This window comes from Thalassotalea ponticola (genome assembly GCF_041379045.1).
Taxonomy (GTDB): Bacteria; Pseudomonadota; Gammaproteobacteria; order Enterobacterales; family Alteromonadaceae; genus Thalassotalea_A; species Thalassotalea_A ponticola.
Genome location: NZ_CP166871.1, coordinates 3,282,355 through 3,305,161, shown reverse-complemented (window position 1 = coordinate 3,305,161; position 22,807 = coordinate 3,282,355). Strand labels below are relative to the sequence as shown.

The 22,807-nt window shown below is 43.3% G+C and carries 17 protein-coding genes, 1 tRNA gene, 1 rRNA gene and 1 pseudogene; 11 read left to right on the top strand and 9 right to left on the bottom strand.

Translation table 11 applies throughout. The features are described from left to right. The first annotated feature begins 37 nt into the window (after positions 1-37). A 5S ribosomal RNA gene (gene rrf / locus ACAY30_RS14565) occupies positions 38-152 on the top strand. A gap of 162 nt (positions 153-314) precedes the next feature. On the opposite strand, the gene ACAY30_RS14560 is transcribed toward rrf, so the two are convergent. Further along, the gene (locus tag ACAY30_RS14560) at positions 315-1,475 is read right to left on the bottom strand and encodes an IS256 family transposase (RefSeq protein WP_371189940.1); all 1,161 of its coding nucleotides are present in this window, start codon (positions 1,473-1,475) and stop codon (positions 315-317) included. A 1,009-nt stretch (positions 1,476-2,484) separates the two neighbouring features. Here ACAY30_RS14560 and yihI point away from each other — a divergent pair. From yihI to hemN, 4 genes are all read left to right on the top strand, one after another. Next, the gene (yihI, locus tag ACAY30_RS14555) at positions 2,485-3,063 is read left to right on the top strand and encodes a Der GTPase-activating protein YihI (protein WP_290251785.1); all 579 of its coding nucleotides are present in this window, start codon (positions 2,485-2,487) and stop codon (positions 3,061-3,063) included. 5 nt (positions 3,064-3,068) lie between these two features. Beyond that, the gene (locus ACAY30_RS14550) at positions 3,069-3,572 is read left to right on the top strand and encodes a DUF2489 domain-containing protein (RefSeq protein ID WP_290251786.1); all 504 of its coding nucleotides are present in this window, start codon (positions 3,069-3,071) and stop codon (positions 3,570-3,572) included. Between the two features lie 18 nt (positions 3,573-3,590). Next, positions 3,591-3,902 (top strand): TraR/DksA family transcriptional regulator, encoded by a 312-nt coding sequence (locus ACAY30_RS14545; RefSeq protein WP_290251787.1) that lies wholly within the window; start codon positions 3,591-3,593, stop codon positions 3,900-3,902. A 169-nt stretch (positions 3,903-4,071) separates the two neighbouring features. Further along, the gene (gene hemN, locus ACAY30_RS14540; RefSeq protein WP_290251860.1) at positions 4,072-5,412 is read left to right on the top strand and encodes an oxygen-independent coproporphyrinogen III oxidase; all 1,341 of its coding nucleotides are present in this window, start codon (positions 4,072-4,074) and stop codon (positions 5,410-5,412) included. Here hemN and ACAY30_RS14535 read toward each other — a convergent pair. Both ACAY30_RS14535 and ACAY30_RS14530 read right to left on the bottom strand, forming a co-directional pair. Then, positions 5,409-5,951: a DUF1285 domain-containing protein gene (locus ACAY30_RS14535; RefSeq protein WP_290251788.1), complete on the bottom strand. Its 543-nt coding sequence runs from the start codon at positions 5,949-5,951 to the stop codon at positions 5,409-5,411. The two genes, hemN and ACAY30_RS14535, sit on opposite strands and share 4 nt — an antisense overlap. Positions 5,952-5,996: 45 nt before the next feature. Beyond that, positions 5,997-7,784, bottom strand: coding sequence for a diguanylate cyclase (locus ACAY30_RS14530; RefSeq protein WP_290251789.1), 1,788 nt, complete (start codon positions 7,782-7,784; stop codon positions 5,997-5,999). A gap of 273 nt (positions 7,785-8,057) precedes the next feature. Here ACAY30_RS14530 and ACAY30_RS14525 point away from each other — a divergent pair. Together ACAY30_RS14525 and ACAY30_RS14520 are read left to right on the top strand one after the other, a co-directional pair. After that, positions 8,058-8,133, top strand: a tRNA-His gene (locus ACAY30_RS14525). A gap of 247 nt (positions 8,134-8,380) precedes the next feature. Beyond that, on the top strand, positions 8,381-8,809 hold the full coding sequence (locus ACAY30_RS14520) for a RimK/LysX family protein (protein ID WP_290251790.1): 429 nt from the start codon (positions 8,381-8,383) through the stop codon (positions 8,807-8,809). A 140-nt stretch (positions 8,810-8,949) separates the two neighbouring features. Here the strand turns inward: ACAY30_RS14520 and ACAY30_RS14515 are convergent, their stop codons facing one another. Next, positions 8,950-9,522, bottom strand: a complete 573-nt coding sequence (locus tag ACAY30_RS14515; protein WP_371190288.1) for a cytochrome c — start codon at positions 9,520-9,522, stop codon at positions 8,950-8,952. 30 nt (positions 9,523-9,552) lie between these two features. Beyond that, positions 9,553-10,176, bottom strand: a pseudogene (locus ACAY30_RS14510) (cytochrome c); the annotation flags it as partial. Positions 10,177-10,435: 259 nt separating this feature from the next. On the opposite strand from ACAY30_RS14510, the gene yihA reads away from it, so the two are divergent. Continuing rightward, positions 10,436-11,104, top strand: a complete 669-nt coding sequence (yihA, locus tag ACAY30_RS14505; protein WP_290251792.1) for a ribosome biogenesis GTP-binding protein YihA/YsxC — start codon at positions 10,436-10,438, stop codon at positions 11,102-11,104. 304 nt (positions 11,105-11,408) lie between these two features. On the opposite strand, the gene polA is transcribed toward yihA, so the two are convergent. Continuing rightward, positions 11,409-14,156 (bottom strand): DNA polymerase I, encoded by a 2,748-nt coding sequence (gene polA / locus ACAY30_RS14500; RefSeq protein ID WP_290251793.1) that lies wholly within the window; start codon positions 14,154-14,156, stop codon positions 11,409-11,411. A gap of 628 nt (positions 14,157-14,784) precedes the next feature. Next, a complete protein-coding gene (gorA, locus tag ACAY30_RS14495) occupies positions 14,785-16,134 on the bottom strand; it encodes a glutathione-disulfide reductase (RefSeq protein ID WP_290251794.1) in 1,350 nt (449 codons plus the stop codon). Positions 16,135-16,530: 396 nt separating this feature from the next. On the opposite strand from gorA, the gene prlC reads away from it, so the two are divergent. The 3 genes from prlC (at position 16,531) to ACAY30_RS14480 (ending at position 20,370) form a co-directional block, all read left to right on the top strand. Next, complete coding sequence (prlC, locus tag ACAY30_RS14490) at positions 16,531-18,585, top strand: oligopeptidase A (RefSeq protein ID WP_290251795.1); 2,055 nt, start codon at positions 16,531-16,533, stop codon at positions 18,583-18,585. Between the two features lie 235 nt (positions 18,586-18,820). Continuing rightward, entirely contained in the window at positions 18,821-19,519 is a 699-nt protein-coding gene (locus ACAY30_RS14485; RefSeq protein WP_290251796.1) for a DNA-3-methyladenine glycosylase I, read from the top strand. Between the two features lie 98 nt (positions 19,520-19,617). Beyond that, on the top strand, positions 19,618-20,370 hold the full coding sequence (locus ACAY30_RS14480) for a class I SAM-dependent methyltransferase (RefSeq protein ID WP_290251861.1): 753 nt from the start codon (positions 19,618-19,620) through the stop codon (positions 20,368-20,370). 110 nt (positions 20,371-20,480) lie between these two features. Here the strand turns inward: ACAY30_RS14480 and ahpF are convergent, their stop codons facing one another. Next, entirely contained in the window at positions 20,481-22,046 is a 1,566-nt protein-coding gene (gene ahpF, locus ACAY30_RS14475; protein ID WP_290251797.1) for an alkyl hydroperoxide reductase subunit F, read from the bottom strand. A 131-nt stretch (positions 22,047-22,177) separates the two neighbouring features. Continuing rightward, a complete protein-coding gene (gene ahpC, locus ACAY30_RS14470; RefSeq protein WP_290251798.1) occupies positions 22,178-22,741 on the bottom strand; it encodes an alkyl hydroperoxide reductase subunit C in 564 nt (187 codons plus the stop codon). Positions 22,742-22,807: the final 66 nt, after the last annotated feature.

Below are 22,807 nucleotides of genomic sequence, written 5' to 3'. Positions count from 1 at the left end.
TGAGTAAATATCGCTTTCCGAATTGAAACGTTTTTTGTCTGGCGACAATAGCACTTTGGAACCACCTGAACCCATGCCGAACTCAGAAGTGAAACGAAGTAGCGCCGATGGTAGTGTGGGAGTTCCCATGTGAGAGTAGGTCATCGCCAGGCTTCCAATTAAAAGAAACCCGTCCCTGTGACGGGTTTTTTGCTTTGTGTAGATTAAATTTTTCTAAGCCTCTGCGCGCTCAAGGAGTTCCCGGACATCGCTCTGCGATTCGGTACCGTCCCAAAAAGTGTGTCTCTCTTATTTCAATTTCAGTTTCAAACTTTCTAGTTAAATAAGTTACTTTTCTCAAAACGACTTATTGGGTATTGGTAAGTCGTTTGATTCATATCCAATGCAACCTTACTCAGAATGGTTAACACTGAGTCAACGCTTGGCATAGAGTTTCGTATTTTGAGCGTACGTTTGAATGATTTATTTAATCGTTCGATCCAGTTGGTAGTATAAATCATATTTCGGATCATCGGCTCAAAGTCTAAATAGGTCGCGTAATAGTACATGTATACTTCATCTATAAACACTTTGAAGCTAGGATATCGTTTACCCCATTTATCAGACAACCACCTCGCTCGGAGCAGAAACTCCTCTCGATCATCAGATTGATCTTCTAAGTTGAATACAAACCTTAAATCCTCAGCAACATCATTACGATGAGACTTTTTCACTTTCTTTAAGATATTGCGTTTCATATGCAACACGCATTTTTGAATTCGGCATTGATAATGGCGCTCAATGGCTGAATCTAAACCGGCTAAGTTATCTATCACAGCGAGGTCGATTTGTGCGAGCCCTCGAGCTTTTAAGTCTAATAAGATGTCATCCCAATTTGACGCCGATTCCGTTGGCGCATTGTAGATACCGATAACCTCGCGAGTCATATCATGCTTAACGGCCAGCGCAATGTAATAAGCTTCACTGGAAACTGTTTCACGCTTTGTCTTGATGAATGTCGCGTCGAGATAAATGATGGGATAGTACTCGCACAGCTTCTGCTTTCTGAAGTCCTCCATTTCTTTATAAAGACTTTTGGTGATGCGTGATACCGCGCTACGAGTCAGTTTCTGACCGTAAATCGATTCGGTTACAGATTCGATATCTCGGGTTGTCAAACCTTTAGCATAAAGTTCGAAGCAAAGCTCATTTAATGTATCACTTTGCTCCTTCATTACATTGAGGATCCAAGGCTTGAATTGATTCAGTCGATCTCGAGGAACCTGTAATGATAAAGCACTACCAATACCTAGGCCGGACACTTGTCTGTAACCATTGCCTTTGTTTCCTTGTGATGCTCTTAGGTATTCTGTGCGCTCTGCTTTCATAAATGAGTTGAGAGCCAGCTCTAGTACTTGATTGAGCCCTCCAGGCTTTTCGATTAATGAATCCAATGCTGCTTGAATTTGTTTACTATTCAGCGTTAAATTAGTCATGGTCTCTCTCCGTTTGTTGTTGATTGTTTTTTGGTCGAAACTTTCAACTAAACTAAGAGAGACTTTTTTATTTGTCTAGTGGGACACACTTCTGTGGGACGGTATGGGACATCGCTCTGCGATTCCAGGATGACGTTTATCTGTTTCTGGAAAAGTAAGGATCTCCATTGGTTTTGAAGTGCGTGAGCTGAAGTTACATGATAGCCGCACCTTGGCTGTAACCAACGACATATCGTAATTGTTGCTTTTGACTAGCCGTAATAACTAAAGTGGATTAAATCACGCCAATATTTCTTCTGATTGATAATTGAAGTAACGAGCCTGATTAAATTGTGTTTTGTCGCCTAACATTTGTTTCAACCTTGTTGGCCAATTGAGACATGTATTATCTGCTGTGTGAGACATTTGCCATTTTGCTTGGTCGTTATCGCGCTTATCTATGCCAGTTTAAATTAATAATGCTAATGTTATCAGGGCTTTATATTCTATTGGTTTTTTTGCGAACAAATATTTTGATCGTCGCTAGTTGTTTCCAAGCCAGTGTGGCGTAGAATTACACTTAGTTACAGGATGTAACAAGTCAGAAATCATTTATGTATGGATACCAATGGATTGCCGCAGACTCAGGATGAGTCTTTATTACGGAAGATCAATTAAGGATAGTCAAAAAGTTGTCAGGATGACAGATAATAAATATCACGGATGCGCTAAAGCCTAGGAAGGCATACATTGAAGTAAAGGCAGAAACCGGATGCGCCATTAGACAGATGTAATTGTCGAAAGCGAAGGGGGCTTCGCTTTTGCCTTTTCTCTTCAAAGCGGTAGTGATATTGTGACTTAAACCTACACCTTAATTTATTCGTTTCATATCAAGTTAAAACTTAACGTTTTCTCGCTATCTAAGCCCAACCTATTCGCACTTAGCAATTTAGTAACAAAGCTTTATTATCCTTCTTAGCATATTTAACGTAAAATATAACCATATTTCCTTTAATGAATGTAACGAATTATGGCTAGATCGAAAAAATCTCGCAAAGAAGGCGCTTTAATGAAGAAGCTGAATTTACAGCGCCCAGAGAAAGTGGAAAAAGAACCTCGTAAGCGCAAAATCGCTGGTAATAAAGCTGGTTCGCGACAACAAGTTGAAAAGAACACAAAAAAGCAGCAAGTTAGCACGGGTAGTAAAGACGCTCGTCACGGTAGCAAGAAGGCGATACCGCTTGGTATCGACAGTAATGCAAGTACTAATCGCGATAAGCCTATTGAGAAGAAAGAGATACCATTAGCGGCTGTCACTGTAATTGAACCAGTAGCGAACGTTAGCGACATGACTGCTATTTATGAGCAAGAGTTACAACAGCTTGAAGAGAACGAGCAATTAATGCTTATTTCGGCAAAACTCGATGCGGGAGAACAAGTCTCTGATCAAGATATTGAAACGCTAGAGGCAGCACAGCAGCGTTATCAAGAATTATGCGAATTGCTTGGTATTGAAGATGAGGAATTCGATACAGAGATTAGCGAAAGCGATGATGACGATATTCTCGATCGCTTAGATGATACTGACTTTTCTGAATTCAAAGAGTAGTAAAAATGACAGTATCTACGATTGCGCTATTGGTGGTCGGTGGCATCATTATTTTTGCATTGGCTGTTTATGCGAGTTTTTTGCTATTTAAACTCCGCCATCAAAAGAAAAAAAATGAAGCGCTATTAGCTGAGAAACGGCAAAAGCTCGCACAGCGTGATATCAAGGCTTTGCAGTCAATTAGTCATATTTGTCGAGCGATGTCGGCTAAGCAGTGTGAAGTATCTGAAGGCAGTTGGCGTTTGTCGGTGTTGATGGACTCGCTACCTGATCACAAGGTCAAGATGAAAGCGAATTTTCCTGCTATATTTACTTTATATAGCAATATCAGTCATATGCCTATTTTGGACGAGCGTAAAAAGTTGTCAAAGAAAGAAAGGCTTAAGCTCGACCTGGAACGGATGGGCTACGAAGAGCAATACGAGGATGCGGTATTCGCCGAAGTAGATAAATTGTTACCTTATTCACAGACATTGATTGAGACATTGCAAAGCACAACTAGACAATAACAATCTAAAGGTGGTCTCATGAGTGAGCAATTGAAAGTAGAATTCACAAAGCGAATTGTTGCTTTACAGGAGCGTGTTGATTCAATTCACGGCGATTTTGCAGAAGGTAGAGCCGCTGATTGGTCTGAACAGGCGGGTGAACGGGAAAATGACGAAGTACTCAATGCGCTAGAAGCAGAGGCTAAAATAGAGATTCAACAACTTTCTAATGCCATAAATCGCATCGAAACAGGTACCTATGGTGTTTGTAGCGAATGTGGTGAAAACATCGCTGAGGCTCGGTTGAAAGTGCAACCTGCGGCCACTAAATGCATTCATTGCGCTGATTAATTTTACAAACTCAATTCTCTCCAAGCGTGTTCTCGATAAAACATTGCGCTCGATCAATAAACGCGGGTGCAATGTTTTTTATACTACCGGTAATTTTATCGGTAGGTTTTTCTAAGTGTCTCAATCTAATCAAATTCACAACGCATTAAATGATATGTTTTCACGTCAAATGTTAGCCAAGTATGACGTGAGCGGTCCTCGCTACACCTCGTACCCAACAGCATTAGAATTTAATGAGAATTTTTGCGATAGTGAGTTGGTTGACGCAATTCAAACTTCTGATAGCCAAGAGTTGTCAATTTATATCCATATCCCGTTCTGCCATAGTTTGTGTTACTACTGTGGCTGCAACAAAATCGTAACTCGTCATCAGGATAAAGCGGACCAATATATCGATTACTTGTGCCGAGAAATCGACACGCGAGCCAAGTTAGTTAAAGGCAAGCAAGTAAAGCAAATGCATTGGGGGGGAGGTACACCTACCTTTTTAAACAAGGCGCAAATCAGTCGCTTAGTCGATAAATTAAAAGCCTCATTTAGCTTTTCTGAGCAGATTGAAATGGGAATCGAAGTTGACCCAAGAGAGATATCGCTCGACTTAATTGATCACTTATTTGAGGTCGGATTTAACCGTCTCAGTATCGGTGTACAAGATGTTGATGTTAAAGTGCAGGCAGCGATAAATCGCCTACAAAGCACCGACTTTATTGTCGAATTGGCGCGAAGAGCAAAACGCATCGGCTTTGCTTCGGTAAATATTGATCTAATTTACGGTCTGCCACATCAAACTCCGCAGTCTTTTGCAGACACTATTGCTGCAGTTAAGCGCATAGATCCCGATCGCATCTCCTTATTTAGTTATGCGCATTTACCCAGTCGTTTTGCTGCGCAGCGAAAAATTAAAGATCAATGGTTACCAAATTCCACTGAAAAGCTGGCATTGATGCAGTATGCGATAGAGTCTTTGGTTGCAATTGGCTATGAGTTTATTGGCATGGATCACTTTGCTAAACCAGAAGACGATTTAGCGATAGCACAGCGCAATGGTAGCTTACATCGAAATTTCCAGGGCTATACCACGTTAGGTGATTGTGACTTATTGGCTTTCGGGGTATCAGCGATCAGCGCAATGGGCAACAGTTTCAGCCAAAATGTCAAAACCTTACAGGCGTATTACCAAGCCATTGAGCAATGTGGTCATGCATTAGAAAAGGGGATTACCACAACCGCTGATGACGCTATTCGCTCATTTGTAATTAAGCAATTGATGTGTAATTTCAGCGTCGACAAACAAGTTGTTGCAGATCGGTTTGGAATAACCTTTGATAGCTATTTTGCCGATGAATTAGATTCATTACAGGTGTTTGTCAACGATGGGTTAGTCACGGTAAACGAACACTCGATACAAGTTGCTCCGAAAGCGCGTCTACTCATTCGCAATGTTTGCATGTCGTTTGACGCCTATTTGAAAACGAAGCTACATCAACAGCGCTTTTCGAAAGTTATTTAGTCCAGGTCGACCACTCCAATTAAGTGATCAATGTCTTCACTGTGAATATACAGTTGTAGTTGTTGATCACCTTCAACCTTATCTGCTATTTCTATCCATTGGTAGTATACATTGCGATGAATAGAGGCTTCTAAATTGCGGCGAATATTTACCCGTAATGAGCCGTCATTACTGCGCTTTATTGGATGAGATTTATCCAGTAATATTTCATCACCGAGGTTCGTGGTCAGTAACATCGAACCGCGTTCGACCTCATCAACCCACTGCCACTGAGTTACAACAAATGGTAGAGCGTCGACACTTATTTTTACTTTTTCAACCGGGGTGACGAGAAAATAGTCATCAGCTTCCTTTACCAATACGCTGGCAAATAGCTTTACTAAGCGTTGACGGCTAATAGGGCTACCTTGATAATGCCATTGACCCTCGCGATCAATGCGCATATCCATCTCGCCACAATACGGTGGATCCCACTGCTCGACGGGTGGTAGCTTTTGTTGATTTGCGGATAATTGTTTTTGTAAAGATTCTATAGACATAATAACGATAACTGACAAACGGTATTGATTGTGCTTTACGCAGCGTTAAGCAGCATAATACGTGGCTTTGTTCTTACCTGTAGTTTTGGATCGATACATCGCCTCATCAGACTTCTTGACGACACTGTCTAAATCATCATTTTCGTCTAATTGCGATAAACCGATACTCACTGTAGTCGAGAATTCAAGACCTTCATAATTAATAACACAGCTTTCAATTTCACGACGAATACGTTCAGCTAATTTATAGGCGTTATCAATAGAGCTGTTGTGGCAACCGATCATAAACTCTTCGCCTCCGACGCGTCCGCAAAAGTCACTGTCGCGAATCACGCTGCGAATGATAGCACCGACCTCCTGCAGTGTTTTATCACCAGCAGGATGACCATAGTTATCGTTTATTTGCTTAAAGTTGTCGATGTCAAAGGCAATAAAGGAAAGCGGCTTGCTATCGCGTTTGGCTTGCGCAACCGACATTTTTGCCAAAGCCATAAAAGCGCGTCGATTTGGCAACTGAGTTAGCATATCAGTACGCGCTTCGAACTCGGCTTGCTCTTTAGCTTTTTTCAATATCAGGTTTTGTTGTTTCACCTGTTTTTCAAAGGCGTAAACTTTTTCAAAAGTGTTTTCGGTAGAGCCTTCTTTCATATGAACGATCGCTTTGCGGCTCATCGCAATCATTATACAAGTTAGCGGGGCCACGGTACCGACAGTTGGGAAAAACATAAATTCGTAACTTGCGGGCAGCCAGCCCCAAATTAACGCACTATTGCAAACGATCACTTCCAGGCAGAGTATCATGGTTAATATCATAATGCTCATTTGCTTCTCACCTTTATACGCACTGTAGATAGCAGCAAAGATAGCAATGGCAAAGGCAAATAAAGTCAGTTGCTGTAATTGCATTGCCAACTCGTGAAAGCCAACAATAGCAACGGGAACACAGCTGAGGGAGACGATAATCGTCGTCTTATAGACGCGGTCGAGGTGCAACGAGTGGTACGACGCATTTGCGTATATACGAATAAATTGGACACAACTGGCGACCATAAGCGCCACCGCAATGGTGCCAAGAGGGTGATAATCTAAACCTGGTATATAGATATTGAGTACACCCGATTGCAAGCCGATAACCGGAATACTGGCTAAAGCTAAAATAATGTACCACTTGAAAAAGGCTTCTTTTAGAAACTTGAAGCAGATAAACGCTGCGATGGCCGACAGGATGATAAAGGTCATTACAGATGCGAACGTCACGTGTTCATTAACCGTTGCTTTGACCAAAGCGGCGCTTGTCCAGATTCTAAAGCTGGTGAAGCGGGCCGTTGATACATCGCTGTATGATTCAAGTAGTACGTGTTTTCTCTCGTTAGCCTGGAGGCTAATAGGTAACGCCATACGCGGTAAGGGGATTTCACGGTGTGAACTGTCGTAAGGAGTAACGGTCTTGCGCACAAATTGATTCTCTGTGCCGAGTTTTTCATACAATGACAGTGTTATGGATTGTTGTACTGGGTATTCGAGATAAACAGTGATTTCAGAATCGGTATTGTTAACCAGTGAATAGTAACTCCAAACAGAACCACTTTGCGGAGCTATCCATCCGTTCGTTTTACCACTTTGTGAAAACGAGAGCCGTTGCAACCAAGCTTGATTAGCATTTAATAGTGAGGTTGGGTCGAGAAAGTAGTTTCCGGGGACTGATATAAATTGTCCGCGTTCACTGCCATCAATTATAATATCAGTCGACGATGCCTTAGCTACGCCTGAGGCGCCAAAGCTAATTGAAAAAAATATGACTATCGCGTAAAAGAATTCTTTATAATTATTCATTTATGATTCCTGCTGCATATCCATTGCTGCCTAGCCGTACCAAGTGCTGGCGAATTGTCAGTTTCCCTGACGAGCTTTATTCATCTCTAAAAGTTCAATAAAATCCTAACCTTATTGTAATTCAATAGTTAAATAAATGACAAAAAAAAGTAAATGTTTTTTTTTGCGCCTGTTTTTCTTAAAAAAATAACCGTTATTATGCAAAAGTACTTGCGTTAAAGAAGGCGAACAAGATACAATCCGCGCACTGCTTAGGGCAGTGTCTTCCTAGTGGTGGCTGTAGCTCAGTTGGTAGAGCCCCGGATTGTGATTCCGGTTGTCGTGGGTTCAAGTCCCATCAGCCACCCCATCTAGTTTTAATCTAAACTCCCGCTTATATTCCATTTGTTTTCTGGTTTTGATAACCGCATATTTAACTCGGTTTTTGATCTTGTTTTATCACCATTATTTTGCTGATATAACAGGCGTAATTCTGCTCTGCTGATATACTTACTGCTAGTACAATTTTGCTGTAAATATCTCACGGTGCACATCGGTGTCTTACCGGTAACGACTGTGTTGTTGGTGATGCACATCTCATGACATTAACAAAGAAAATGAATAGATTACTTATTGGTAATATTGAGCTTTGTAGCTTGCCCGATTTGGGGATTTCAGATTTACCGGTGCGCATCGATACAGGTGCAAAAACATCGTCGCTTCACGTTGATAACATTAACGTGGTAACCAAATTTGGTAAGCCTCAAGTTAATTTTGATCTACATCCTGATATTTATAATCTCGATAAAACGGTAAAGTGCTCGGCACCACTTCACGATTCGCGACGTATCAAATCGTCAAACGGTGTAAGCGAACAACGTTGCGTGATCATTACCCGATTGCGGCTGGGCATTGAAGAATGGCCTATAGAGCTGACATTGAGCAATCGCGAAGAAATGACGTATATGATGTTACTCGGCCGTCAAGGGATGGGCGATCGCGTGTATGTTGACCCCAGCGCTACATTTTTAATTGAAAACACCTAATATGAATCTCAGCCTAAAGTTAACCTTACTACCAATAATGGGGTACTTTGCGAGATTTTGAGCGACGTGGAATCCGGCAGATAAATTTTAGGTATAAAAAAACAGCGCCTAGTGCGCTGTTTTTTTATTAACTAGAAGCGTTACTTCAGTGACGCCATGTATTGCGCTAGAGCAGCGATGTCTTCATCGGTAAGTTTCACTGCAATGTTACTCATCATGCCATTCATGTCGTTGTTGCGCTTACCACTGCGGAACTGCTCTAATTGCAGTTTGAGGTAATCGGCTGTTTGGCTACCAACTTTAGGGAAACCAGCTAGGCCAGCACCTTTACCATCGGTTCCGTGACAAGCGATACATGCTGTAATGCCTCGTGCAGCATCACCACCTTGATATAATTTTTTACCCAAAGCGTTTTCTTCAGCAGCTGTAGCTGTTAATTTTTGGCTAGCGAAGTACGCGGCAAGATTTTGCATGTCTTCGTCAGTTAAAGCGGCTACTTGACCTGCCATAATAGCGTTATCACGAGCACCTGATTTGAAATCATGTAACTGCTTTGCAAGGTATTGTTCGTGTTGACCAGCAAGTTTCGGGTGATTTGGCAATGGCTGGTTACCATCAGCACCATGACACGCAGCACAAACCATCGATTTGGCTTTGCCTGCTTCAACATCGCCAACAAACGTTAATTTTTCAGCTGAAGGCTTTTTAGCCACGGCATCGGCAACAGCTTCTGGCGACTCAAAGTAAGCTCCAAGGTCGATGATGTCTTGTTCTGTTAGATTCATCGCTACCGCATTCATTGATGCGTCTTTGCGCTCACCACTGTGGAATGCTTTAAGTTGCTTTTCAATGTACTCAGGGTGTTGGTTTGACAAGTTCGGGTTAATCAACACATCTGAGTTACCTTGTTTACCGTGACAGTCAACACAAGCGGTAATACCACGAGTTACGTCACCGTTTTGGTATAGACCTTTACCTGCTACTGGATCGGCTACCACTTGTACAGCCGCAGGAGCCGCTGGCGCAGCAGCACCAGTACTGGCATCAGCCGGCGCATCGCCAGAACCAGACAGGGCACTAAAGTAGGCTGCCACATCAAGCATGTCTTGTTCAGATAATGGCATTGCCATTGGCGACATTACTGGATCTTTACGAGAACCATCTTTAAATGCTTTTAATTGCTTAACAATATAGTCAGCATGTTGACCAGCAAGGTTAGGGTAGTTATCGGCAATACCGATACCATTAGCACCGTGACATGCGGCACACGTAGCTGCTTTAGTTTTGCCTGCATCTGCATCACCTGCAGCAAATGCGTTACCCAGTAATCCGCAACCTAAGATTGCTGAAAGAACAAGTTTTTTCATAGTGATTCTGCCTGTTATTACTCAAGAAAAACCGTAACGAATATGGTTTTTCTCTTTAATAGCACGATTAATTAAGTCAATTAGAGATAGTTATTTACGTTATTTTACACAATTACCACGCAGGTGTAATGGTTATTAAGAAAAATTAGGAAAAAAAACTTAACCAAGTGCTGTTTAAGTAAAGATTACAAAAAACAATAAGAAGCGATGTTTAAAACAATATATAATTGAAGCAGTTATTTTTTTTAGGTAGATCATTTTGACAACCACAGACGTAAACCTTCATGTCGCACAGTTTATCTTAAGTGCGCCCGATATTCGTAAACTGCCGGATGATACTGGGGTAGAAGTTGCATTTGCGGGACGCTCTAATGCCGGCAAATCAAGCGCTTTGAATACGCTGACCAACCAAAAGTCCCTAGCCCGAACCAGTAAAACCCCTGGTCGAACCCAGCTTATTAACGTGTTTGATATTCGCGATAACCGTCGCCTAATCGACTTGCCAGGTTACGGCTTTGCCAAAGTACCGTTGGAAATGAAAAAGAAATGGCAAAAGTCGCTAGCCGAATATCTAGAAAAGCGAGAAAGCTTAAAGGGTTTGGTGGTATTGATGGATATCCGTCACCCTTTGAAAGATTTGGATGTTGATTTAATTCAATGGGCCGATGACTGTAACTTGCCGGTGTTAGCCTTACTGACTAAGGCTGATAAATTAAAATCAGGTAAGCGCAGCGCAGAAGTATTAAAGGTCAAAAAGCAGTGTAAGGATTTACACAGCAATATTAAGGTGATCGGTTTTTCTTCGTTAACTAAGGTCGGCTTAGAGCAAGCGACGGGCGTTATTAGCGATTGGTTTAATGCGTTTGCCGACGATGCCGACGATGCCGACGATGCCGACGACGAAGCAGAGCAAGCAGCCGAGCTTTAATTAGCCTAGCTATTAGTATTGCTTTCACAAGGCGCCTCGGCGCCTTTTTTATTTACGGGTTATTTTAGACATAAAAAAAACCGACGTCACAAAGTGCCGTCGGTTGGAAGCTTATGGGGAAGCTAGAAAACAAAAGTTATTACAACAAGAATTCCCTTAGGAATGATTGTAGTTTAGAGTCTTCACTCTACTTTGTAAAGTGTTTATTCTAATTTTTTTACATTTAGCTGTTTGCTTGCTTGTTTTTTGTACGTAATTGTCTTGTTTTCGCTAAATTTCCCTGCTTTTTGTAGTTTTATTACATTTAGTGGGCTTGTTGCCAGTTATCGCCAATACCCGCCTCAGAGATCAGAGGTACGTTTAATTGAACCACGTTATCCATTATCTCCACCAATTGTGGCACAACGCTATCAACAATATCTTCATCGATTTCAAAAATTAATTCATCGTGAACTTGCATGGTCATTTTAATTCGATCATCACCTTTTTGTTGTAACCAAGTATCAATCGCGATCATTGCTTTTTTGATGATGTCGGCTGACGTCCCTTGCATTGGTGCATTGATAGCAGCGCGCTCTGCACCAGCGCGTCGAGCACCATTTTTCGATTTTATTTCGGGTAAGTACAAGCGACGCCCAAATAAGGTTTCAACATAACCGTTTTCGCTGGCGTTGATACGCGTATTTTCCATGTACTCGCGCACGCCAGGATAACGCTCAAAATACTTATCCATATATTGTTGTGCTTGGTTGCGTCCTATGTGCAATTGTTTGGCTAAACCAAACGCAGACATGCCATAAATTAAGCCAAAGTTTATTGCTTTTGCACTGCGTCGGTGGTCGGCAGTCACTTCATCAAGTGGCAGAGCAAATATTTCTGCCGCTGTTGCTTGGTGAATATCCTTACCTTCGGCAAACGCTTTTAGCAGGCCTTCATCGTTAGACAAGTGTGCCATAATGCGAAGTTCGATTTGAGAGTAATCAATGGCAACAATTTTACTGCCTTTGGGAGCGACAAACGCTTGGCGTATTTTTTTACCTTCATCAGAGCGAATTGGAATATTCTGCAAGTTAGGGTCTGTCGACGACAAGCGACCTGTTGCCGTGACCGCTTGGTGATACGACGTGTGTACTCGATTGGTTTCTGAGTTCACCATCAGTGGTAATTTATCGGTGTAAGTCGACTTCAGTTTTGCCAACCCGCGGTGCTCTAATATCAACTTGGGCAACGGGTAATCCAATGCCAATTCTTGCAATACTTCTTCAGCGGTCGACGGAGCACCTTTGGGAGTTTTTTTAACAACTGGGATATTTAGTTCGTCAAACAAGATAGTCTGTAACTGCTTAGGCGAGTTAAGATTAAAGCTTTTTCCGGCAATTTCGTGCGCTTTCATTTCGATCTGATCAAGACGCCCTGCGATGTCGGCAGACTGTTGTGACAGCAGATCACTATCGATGTGAACACCTATTTGCTCCATGCGAGCAAGTACAGGCATTAGTGGCATTTCAATATCTTCGAATACCTGCTTCAATTGTTGGCTTTTTTCGAGTTTTGACCATAGCACTTGGTGCAAGCGCAGAGTGATATCGGCATCTTCGGCAGCGTAATGACCGGCTTTTTCGACATCTATTTGATTAAACGTTAATTGCTTAGCACCTTTTCCGGCGATATCTTCAAAATGCACCGTTTTATAATCTAGATATTTTTCCGCCAAAGCATCCATGTTGTGACGGGTAGCAACGCTGTTGAAACAATATGATTCGAGCATGGTGTCATAAGCGATGCCTTGCAGGCTGATACCATGACGGGTTAGCACATTGGCATCATATTTTAGGTTTTGTCCCACTTTTAGCTGTTGTGGATTTTCCAATAGGGGTTTTATGCGAGCTAACACCATGTCTTGGTCTAGTTGCTCCGGTGCTCCGTCATAATCGTGTGCAAATGGCAGATATGCGGCTTTTCCCGGCTCTACGGCAAAGCTCATGCCAACGAGTTTGGCTTGCATGTAATCAACCGATGTCGTTTCGGTATCAAAAGCAAATAGTGAACTGGCAGCCAGCTTTTCTAACCAGTGTTCTAATTGCTTTTCGCTATAGATAATTTCATAGTCAACTTCAACTGGCGCAATCTGAGCGTCGTCAGTTGCGGTGTCATCGATTAGATCGTCAGTTTGGCTTACTGATATATTTGCGCCTTTATCCAGATCGGCGAGTAAGCGTTTAAGTTCAAACTGAGTATACAATTCTCGTAGCGTATCGGTATCTGCCGTACTAGCTTGGATATCAGCTAAATTCTGCTCTAGTTCAACATCCGTTTTAATCGTCGCGAGCTGAAAAGACAGCGGTAAATACTCAAGTGCGTCACGCAGGTTTTCACCTATTTTACCTTTGACCTTATCGGCATTGGCCATAACGCCGTCTAGTGATTGATATTCAGTAAGCCATTTTACTGCCGTTTTCGGACCGCATTTATTAACCCCGGGAATATTGTCAACTTTGTCACCAACTAACGCTAAATAGTCGATAATTTGATCTGGACGGACGCCAAATTTTTCAACCACACCGTCAACATCGGTGACCGTATTGGTCATCGTGTTAATTAAGCGCACGTGATCAGTGACCAGTTGTGCCATGTCTTTATCGCCAGTGGAAATAATGGTTTCTAATCCTTGTTCACTCGCTTGTAGTGCTAGTGTGCCAATGACATCGTCAGCTTCGACACCTTCGACAACTAATAACGGCAAGCCCATAGCGCGAATGATGTTGTGTAATGGCTCTATCTGGCAGCGTAAATCATCGGGCATCGGCGGGCGATTTGCTTTGTACTCTGCGTACATATCGTTGCGAAATGTTTTGCCTTTGGCGTCGAAAACCACCACAATTTTGCCTGTGGGGTATTCTTTTTCTAATGCGCGAATCATATTTAACACCCCGGTGATGGCGCCGGTCGGATGACCGTCCTTTGTACTGAGGGCTTGTAAATAAGGAACGTGATAAGCACGGAACAAATACGATGATCCGTCAACTAGAATATACGGTGATGATTGGCTCATAAAACTATCGTTTGTTGGACTGTTATATTGCCGATAAGGATGCCACAGATAGGCGACTCAAACCAGAGTTAAAACAGTTGGGATAAGTTTAAAGCGTCTGTGGATAAGTCTGTGTAACAAAATAGCCCGCCACCTGGCACATTTTAAAAATGTCAAGTGTCTAACTGTTACAGCTCTTATTTTATCTGGGATAGGGGATTTGTCGGTGACACGTTATTATTATTATTATGTTAACAATAGGTGTGGATAATCTTCCCTGTAACCCTTCTTTAGCTAGGTTGAAAAACAACCAATACAATCAGAAGGGATAATGATACTAGCAGAAACATTTTCAAAAACAAATACTTTTTATTGATTTTTTTTGGTTGTTTTTTGAACGAGTTAGGTGTTGCACTCGTCATACCGAAAACGTTAACCAAATGTTGCCTTTCTTGCTGTATGTAAGCGGTTACTTATCGGCAAGCTTAAACAACGTAAAAAAGAGAGTTTACCTTTAAATTATCACTAACGACCACTTGACGATTTAAAGATCTGACTTTCACCCCTAATTTAGCCAGGATGAAAGCCAGTTAGCACCTTGCTTGATATTGTTTGATCAAAGGATTCGTTTCCTAGGTACAGCGTTTCATTAGCGCATGGTAACAAACTCTTCTGCGGCGGTAGGGTGAATTGCTATGGTGTTGTCAAAGTCGGCTTTGGTTGCGCCCATTTTTACGGCAACGGCAAACCCTTGCAGCATTTCATCGCTACCGAAACCAATACAGTGCATACCGACAATTTTCTCGTTGTCACCCTGGCAAACCAGTTTCATTCGACATGGCTGGCGATATTGCGTAACGGCGGTATACATAGAAGTAAATTGCGAGGTGTAAACTTTGATATCGTCTTCACCATATTGCGCTTTTGCTTGTTGTTCGGTTAAACCTAACGTACCGATAGTCGGATGTGAAAAGACTACTGTTGGTATTTGTGAGTAATCTAAGTGCTCGGTTGGCTTGTTGTTAAATAGTCGCTCTGATAAACGGCGACCGGCGGCAACGGCAACAGGCGTCAATTGAGCGCGACCGGTATTATCGCCTACCGCATAAAGACCGCTAACGGCGGTGTTTTGATATTTGTCAGTTTCAATAAAGCCTTGCTGATTGGTCGTTAAGCCAGCAGCTTGCAGATTGATGTTATCGGTCGCTGGTTCACGGCCAATTGCCCAAATGATGCTGTCGACGGTTAGTGATTCGCCGTTTTCTAATTCGAGCGTTAATGTGTCATCGGCGTTTTTAGTAACTGCTTTAGGTACGCTGTGGGTTTTCAGGTTTAACCCATCTTGCGCCATGATTTCAACTAAGGTATCAGATAGCATGTCGTCAAAATCGCGCAGCGGCTTGTGCTTTCTCACGAGCAACGTAGTATCACTGCCTAAAGCGTGTAAGACGCCAGCGATCTCTACCGCAATATAACCAGCGCCGACAACGGCAACTCGTTTTGGCTGTTCGGTTAACGCAAAAAAGCCATCGGACGTGATACCGTGCTCGGCTCCCGGTATATTGGGAATGCTAGGGCGCCCGCCTGTCGCTATCAAAATGTGATCAGCAGTATATACTTCACCGTTCACTTCAATGGCGTTTTTACCAACAAATTTACCGAAGCCATGAATCACCTCAACCTTGTTTTTAGCTAAGACATTGTTGTATGAGCCGTGAATACGTTCAATATAAGCTTCGCGACTGTCCACTAGTCTTTGCCAGTTAAACGCGCCAGCGGTTAAATCAAAACCGTAGTCAGCTGATAAGTGTACTGCGTCGGCAATTTGCCCCGCGTGCCACATCACTTTTTTAGGCACACAACCTACATTAACACAGGTCCCACCAAGCGCTTTGGCTTCAATAAGGGCACATTTTTTGCCGTACATGGCTGCTCTGTTTATCGAGGCAATACCGCCTGATCCTGCGCCTAAGGCGATATAGTCGAAATGTTTAGTCATGATTTACTCCAATGGCTTTTGTGTACAGATGATGGAGGTCAATCAGGTATTTTTCAAGTAATTAACGACAGTCGCGCTCAGTCTTACAGACATAGTGATTGAACGCGATAGCGGTGTTTTAGCGACGTGATAGCGATGGTGCTATTGCTTAAAATATTAAATATACTGCGCGGTTAGCCATAATGAAGTGTAATGTAGGTAAATTTTCGGCGTATAGACAGCAACAAATTAGAGCATCCAACCACTTGAATTAAGGTTGATGTAAATCGCTATTTTGTCGCTTGATTGCGCGCTCAGGATTCGAACGTTGGTTTTTATCAAGGGTTAACCTTGAATCTTAGTGTTTTCGGTCATATTTCTAGAGTAAATATAAGTAAAATGTAGGCAAGTAAAGTAATGAGCAACCCATTATTAGAGCAAGCACAACAAGACGGTGCTTTGCCGTTGTTTTCACAAATCAAACCAGAGCACATTCAACCCGCAGTAGAGCGTGCAATCGCTGATGCGAAACAAGCTATTGAAGCCGTTGTCGCTCGTAAGCAGGGCTACACCTGGCAAAACTTGGTGGCATATTTAGACAAAGTTGACGACGTGTTAGAAAAAGTCTGGTCTCCGATTTCGCATTTAAACTCGGTGGTAAATAGCGACGAACTCCGCCAAGCATACGATGCGTGTTTGCCAATACTTTCTGAGTACAGCACCTGGGTTGGTCAACACCAAGGTTTATACGATGCTTATCTACAATTCTCCCGAAGCGATGAGTACAAAACGTTAGCCACCGAACAAAAACAAGTGGTTAAGCACGCGTTACGCGATTTTAAACTTTCAGGTATTGCTTTGGCTGACGACAAAAAGCAGCGTTACGGTGAAATTCAAACTCGACTGAGTGAGTTATCTTCTAAGTTTAGTAATAATCTTCTCGATGCAACAGGTGCATTTACCGTACTAATTGAAGACGAAGCCGAGCTAAGCGGGTTACCTCAGAGCGCTATTGATGGTGCGCAACAGGCAGCCGAGAGCCAAAACAAGCAGGGCTGGTTATTTACCCTTGATATCCCGAGCTATTTGCCGGTGATGATGTACAGTGACAACGAGGCGTTACGTGAAAAAATGTATACCGCTTACGTTACCCGCGCATCAGAATTGGGACCAAATGCCGGCGAGTTTGACAACAGTGACATCATGAGTGAAACGCTGGCGCTGCGTCATGAAATGGCACAGTTACTGGGCTTTGACAATTATGCTGAAGAGTCGCTGGCAACCAAAATGGCCGAGAACACTCAACAGGTATTTGCATTTTTACAAGATCTGGCGCAAAAGTCTAAGCCACAGGGTGAACAAGATTTAGCTGAACTAACCGAATTTGCGGCGCAAGAGTTTAACAAACAAACCTTACAACCTTGGGACTTGGCCTATTACTCAGAAAAATTAAAGCAGGCTCGATACGCTATTTCAGATGAAGACTTGCGTCCGTATTTTCCAGAACACAAAGTGATAGCTGGTTTGTTTGAAGTGGTTGAGCGCTTGTACGGGATTACGATAAAAGCTCAACAAGGTGTTGATACCTGGCATCAAGATGTTAGCTTTTATCACGTCTATGACAGCGATAACAACCTGCGCGGTAGTTTCTATTTCGACTTGTACGCGCGGGATAAAAAGCGCGGTGGTGCGTGGATGGCCGACTGTATTGGCCGTCGTCAGTTAGACGATGGTACTGTGCAGTTACCGGTTGCATTCTTAACGTGTAATTTTACCAAGCCAGTGGGTGATAAACCGGCGCTGTTTACCCATGATGAAGTCGTTACGTTGTTTCACGAATTTGGTCACGGTTTACACCATATGTTAACCCAAGTGAATGCCGCCGGCGTTGCTGGTATTAATGGCGTTCCATGGGATGCGGTAGAATTACCGAGTCAGTTTTTAGAAAATTGGTGTTGGGAGCCTGAAGCGCTAGCGTTTTTATCTGGTCATTACCAAACGGGCGAACCTTTACCGCAGGAGATGCTCGATAAAATGCTGGCAGCCAAAAACTTTCAATCGGCAATGCAAATGCTGCGTCAATTGGAGTTTAGTTTATTTGATTTTACCATTCACGCAGATTACGACCCGAAACAAGGCGATCGCATTCAAGATACGCTAAATTTAGTTCGTCAAAAATACGCAGTGGTTAACGCCCCTGAGTTTAATCGCTTTCAACACAGCTTCGGTCATATTTTTGCTGGCGGTTACGCGGCGGGCTATTACTCGTATAAGTGGGCAGAGGTGTTATCGGCAGATGCTTACTCGCGCTTTGAAGAAGAGGGGATTTTCAACCGTGATACAGGTAAAGACTTCTTACAGTGTATTTTAGAAAAAGGGGGTAGCGAAGAGCCGATGGCGTTGTTTAAGGCGTTTCGCGGTCGCGAACCTCAGGTTGATGCACTGTTGCGCCATTCAGGGATTAACGCCTAACTTGGTGGTTAATGTCGACTCGGTGGGTAATATTAACCACAATAAACGGTGTGTTGGGTTTCTGACACACCGATTTTTTTAAATGAATCCATTGCACAGCGTTAAGTGAGCATTGTTACAGCGTTATTAGTTCCTCTTGTGGAATAACCACACATCGTAAGCGCTGCCTAGTGATAATGCTCACCAAAACTGTGCAAAAATATACTGCAAAGATCAACAGGCCCTAGTAATTGATATGGAAAAAATTGCGAGTATTTACCAACGCGCCCTAGAGCGCAAAGGCAGCGAAACAAACTTACAGATGCTGATTCAGGGTAATGCCAGTTTGGCTCAAAATAAGCGTGAATTATCAGTCTTAGGCAGCGATCGATTTTTGTCTGAATTCACCAAGAAAGTGTTTCAATCTGGCTTTGTCTGGCGTGTGGTTGAGCAAAAGTGGCCCGACTTTGAAGAGCAATTCTTTCAATTCTCTATTGAAAAGATATTAATGATGCCGGACGAGATGCTTGAGCAAAAAGCGGCAAACCCAAAAATCATTCGCAATTTCAAAAAGGTGCAGACCATTAAGGCCAATGCGCAAATGATTTACGATGTCGATGTTGAACAGGGAAGCTTTGCCGAGTTTATCGCCAACTGGCCAGAAACCGATATTATTGGCCTTTGGGCGTATCTGAAAAAGCACGGTCAACGGTTAGGCGGGAATACTGGCCCTTATGCATTGCGCGCACTCGGCAAGGATACTTTTTTACTAAGTCGTGATGTTGAAGCCTATTTTCGTTCACGCGATTTAATTAGTGGTGGCTTGTCGTCAAAAACCAGCTTAACTAAAATTCAAGCATGTTTTAATGAATGGCAGCAACAAAGTGGCTATAGTATGCAAACCATCAGTCGCCTCATTGCTCTGAGTTGTGGCGATAACTATGTGCCAGCCTAAGGAGAACACCAATGGCCAAAGCGTCTAGTGACAACACGACGAAATCCGCGTTCGGTCACGCCCATTGTTTGGTGTTTGCTGATAACCTAGCCAATGTCATGAAAGCCGAAGGTGTCAGCGAGCGCTGGCAGTTACCTTATGCGGGTGAGCTCAGAGACATTAGTAAAGTAAAGAGCCCGTATTACTTGCTGGTTAGCGACGACCACGTTGCCTTACACAAAACGGACGAGCCGAAACTGGGTGGTATTCACGTTGATTTTGTTGGCGGAGCTGCTGGCCATCGACGCAAGTTTGGCGGAGGACGAGGTCAAGACATCGCCAAAGCGGTGGGTTTAAAACACGGCTTTAACCCACATGTGCTTGATGCTACGGCAGGTCTTGGTCGAGATGCTTTTGTCTTAGCTAACTTGGGCTGTCGACTGACGATGATTGAGCGGCAACAACCGGTCGCGGCACTGTTAGATGATGGTTTGAGACGAGCGCAACAGGATGAAGAACTTGGCGCCTGGATTAGCGAGAGGATGCAGCTTATTCACGCATCGAGTATTGATGCAATGGCCAGTGAGCAGGCGTTGGCCGATATTGATGTGGTTTATCTGGACCCCATGTATCCACACCGAGAAAAGTCGGCTGCGGTGAAAAAAGAGATGCGTGTTTTTCAAGGCTTGGTTGGCAGCGATCCCGATGCCGATCAGTTATTGGATAAAGCGTTGGCGATCGCAAAATACCGCGTGGTGGTAAAACGCCCCAATTACGCCGAGCCACTTGCCGGTAGAAAGCCGTCTACATCTATTAAAATGAAAAAAAATCGCTTTGATATTTATGTTGTGCAAGGCTTACCGAAAAGCTAGCGCAATTCCATAACGGTGTTTGTGGCAACAGCTGTGATGGTATAAACAAGGTGTTTGACGAAACTCAAACACCTTGAAGCCACGGAGCCGTTTGGTGTTGATAGCGATGATTAATATTCTTTAATAATATATTCGAATGCCGATAAAGCCGCTTTTGAACCCTCTCCCATAGCTATCACAATTTGCTTATACGGTACGGTTGATACATCACCCGCCGCATAAATACCTGGGGTTGATGTTTGGCATTTTTCGTCAATAATCACTTCACCGTATGGTGTGCACTCTACCGCATTTTGTAAAAAGTCACTGTTTGGCACCAAACCGATTTGGACAAATACCCCGGCAACGTCAACGCGTCGGGTTTCGTTACTCACGCGATCGGTATACTCAATTGCATTGACCTTGCCACCTGCAGCGGTAATTTGCTCAGTTTTGGCATTGCTTATTAAGTTAATTTTCGGGTGTTGTTGCGCTTTATCAAGCAAAACTTGGTCGGCCTTAAAGTCCTCCATGAACTCAAGGACAGTAACGTGATTGACCATGCCGGCTAAATCTAGTGCGGCTTCGATACCCGAATTACCACCGCCGACAACCGCAACATTTTTGCCTTTAAAGAATGGCCCGTCACAGTGTGGGCAATACGCCACACCTGAACCGATGTTTTCTTGTTCACCCGGTACACCGAGTTGCCGCCACTTGGCGCCTGTGGCAATAATCACCGTTTTTGAATTGATCACCTCGCCTGACGACAAATACAAGGTTTTGTCTTTGCTTGCAGCATCAACAGGCGTTTCAATTTTATCGACACGAACGTGCTCTTTTAACGTAATTTGATAATCGTTAAGGTGCGCTTGTAAATTTGCTGCAAGCTGATTACCGGTTGTTTTCGATACCGAAATTAGGTTTTCAATATCGACTGTATCTTTAACTTGTCCGCCAAATCGATCGCCAACAACAGTGACATTGAGACCCTTGCGCGCCGCGTAAATCGCCGCGGCAACACCCGCAGGGCCTGAACCTATAACCGTCACGTCTTGCAGTGGCAGTTGCTCGGTAGACTGTTGTTGCGCTATGTAACTGTAGCGTTGAACCAATTTATCAATGAGTTGGGCAGTGTCGATTTTACCGTTGGCAAACAATTCGCCATTCAAATAGACACTCGGCACACCTTGAATATTTCGCTCGGCAATAATGTCTTGAAACTCGCCACCGTCGATCATTTCGCTATTGATCTTTTCATTGACCAGCGCGAACTGATTTAGCGCTTGAACGACGTCTGGGCAGTTGTGACAGCTGAGTGACACAAACACCTCAAAATGTAACTCGTCATCAATCTTTTCGAGCATGCTTTTGATGTTGTTATCTAACTTAATTGCGCTGCCCGACGATTGTAAAATGGCCAATACCAGCGAGTTAAATTCATGGCCTCCAGGGATGCCTGAGAAAATAATGCCATTGAGCGCTCCGTCTACTTCTACAACGAAAGATAGGGGGCTACGCAAGCTTATGTCTGCTTGTTTGAGGTGCAAATTATCTGAGACTGAGCACAGTTGATTGAGAAACTGAACAAGCTCATCGCGTTTTGCGTGCTCGCCTGTTTGTAAAACTAAGGTTACCGGTTTTGCCATATCGGCGGTGTAGCTTTTTAGAGTTGTTAAGATTTCTTGCGATAACATGTGTTCATCCTTTTTAAAAGCGGTTGTTCACCCAACTAACGAGACAAAAAAGGCGGGCTAGAAAACGGAGTCTTAGGCCCGCCAAACGCAGTTTGCATAAGTGTGAAGTCAGTTTGGAGCTGACGGTTCGGTTAGATTTTGCCGACTAAATCTAGGCTTGGCGTTAGGGTCGCTTGACCTTTTTCCCATGCGGCAGGGCAAACTTCACCGTCGTTTTCACGTACGTATTGTGCGGCTTTAACATTGCGAACCATGTCTTTTGCGCTGCGGCCAATGCCACCAGCGTGGATTTGCGCTACTTGAATGATGCCATCTGGGTCGACCAAAAATGTACCGCGGTGTGCCATGTGATCTTCTTCAATCATCACATCAAAGCCACGCGTAATTTGACCTGTTTGATCACCCACCATCGGGAATTTAATTTTGCCGATAGCCTCAGACGAGTCATGCCACGCTTTATGTGAAAAGTGCGTGTCAGTTGATACTGCGTATACTTCTACACCAAGCTCTTGAAGCTCCTGGTAGTGGTTAGCCATATCTTCTAATTCTGTTGGGCAAACAAACGTAAAATCAGCAGGGTAGAATAAAAAGATGCTCCATTTGCCTTTGGTACTTTCTGAGGTCACCTCTACAAAGTCGCCATTGTGGAACGCTTGTGCTTTAAATTCTGGAATGTGCTTACCAATCTGTGCCATGTTATTTTTCCTCTTGGTTTATTAAAAAAAGTATCGTGTGTTGCGTTGATGAGGAAATAATAGAGA

Bases quoted from the DNA above. Each gene is read 5' to 3' on its own strand.
- ACAY30_RS14560 (WP_371189940.1), bottom strand. From the start codon at position 1,475: ATGACTAATTTAACGCTGAATAGTAAACAAATTCAAGCAGCATTGGAT.
- yihI (WP_290251785.1), top strand. From the start codon at position 2,485: ATGGCTAGATCGAAAAAATCTCGCAAAGAAGGCGCTTTAATGAAGAAG.
- ACAY30_RS14550 (WP_290251786.1), top strand. From the start codon at position 3,069: ATGACAGTATCTACGATTGCGCTATTGGTGGTCGGTGGCATCATTATT.
- ACAY30_RS14545 (WP_290251787.1), top strand. From the start codon at position 3,591: ATGAGTGAGCAATTGAAAGTAGAATTCACAAAGCGAATTGTTGCTTTA.
- hemN (WP_290251860.1), top strand. From the start codon at position 4,072: ATGTTAGCCAAGTATGACGTGAGCGGTCCTCGCTACACCTCGTACCCA.
- ACAY30_RS14535 (WP_290251788.1), bottom strand. From the start codon at position 5,951: ATGTCTATAGAATCTTTACAAAAACAATTATCCGCAAATCAACAAAAG.
- ACAY30_RS14530 (WP_290251789.1), bottom strand. From the start codon at position 7,784: ATGAATAATTATAAAGAATTCTTTTACGCGATAGTCATATTTTTTTCA.
- ACAY30_RS14520 (WP_290251790.1), top strand. From the start codon at position 8,381: ATGAATAGATTACTTATTGGTAATATTGAGCTTTGTAGCTTGCCCGAT.
- polA (WP_290251793.1), bottom strand. From the start codon at position 14,156: ATGAGCCAATCATCACCGTATATTCTAGTTGACGGATCATCGTATTTG.
- gorA (WP_290251794.1), bottom strand. From the start codon at position 16,134: ATGACTAAACATTTCGACTATATCGCCTTAGGCGCAGGATCAGGCGGT.
- prlC (WP_290251795.1), top strand. From the start codon at position 16,531: ATGAGCAACCCATTATTAGAGCAAGCACAACAAGACGGTGCTTTGCCG.
- ACAY30_RS14485 (WP_290251796.1), top strand. From the start codon at position 18,821: ATGGAAAAAATTGCGAGTATTTACCAACGCGCCCTAGAGCGCAAAGGC.
- ACAY30_RS14480 (WP_290251861.1), top strand. From the start codon at position 19,618: ATGAAAGCCGAAGGTGTCAGCGAGCGCTGGCAGTTACCTTATGCGGGT.
- ahpF (WP_290251797.1), bottom strand. From the start codon at position 22,046: ATGTTATCGCAAGAAATCTTAACAACTCTAAAAAGCTACACCGCCGAT.
- ahpC (WP_290251798.1), bottom strand. From the start codon at position 22,741: ATGGCACAGATTGGTAAGCACATTCCAGAATTTAAAGCACAAGCGTTC.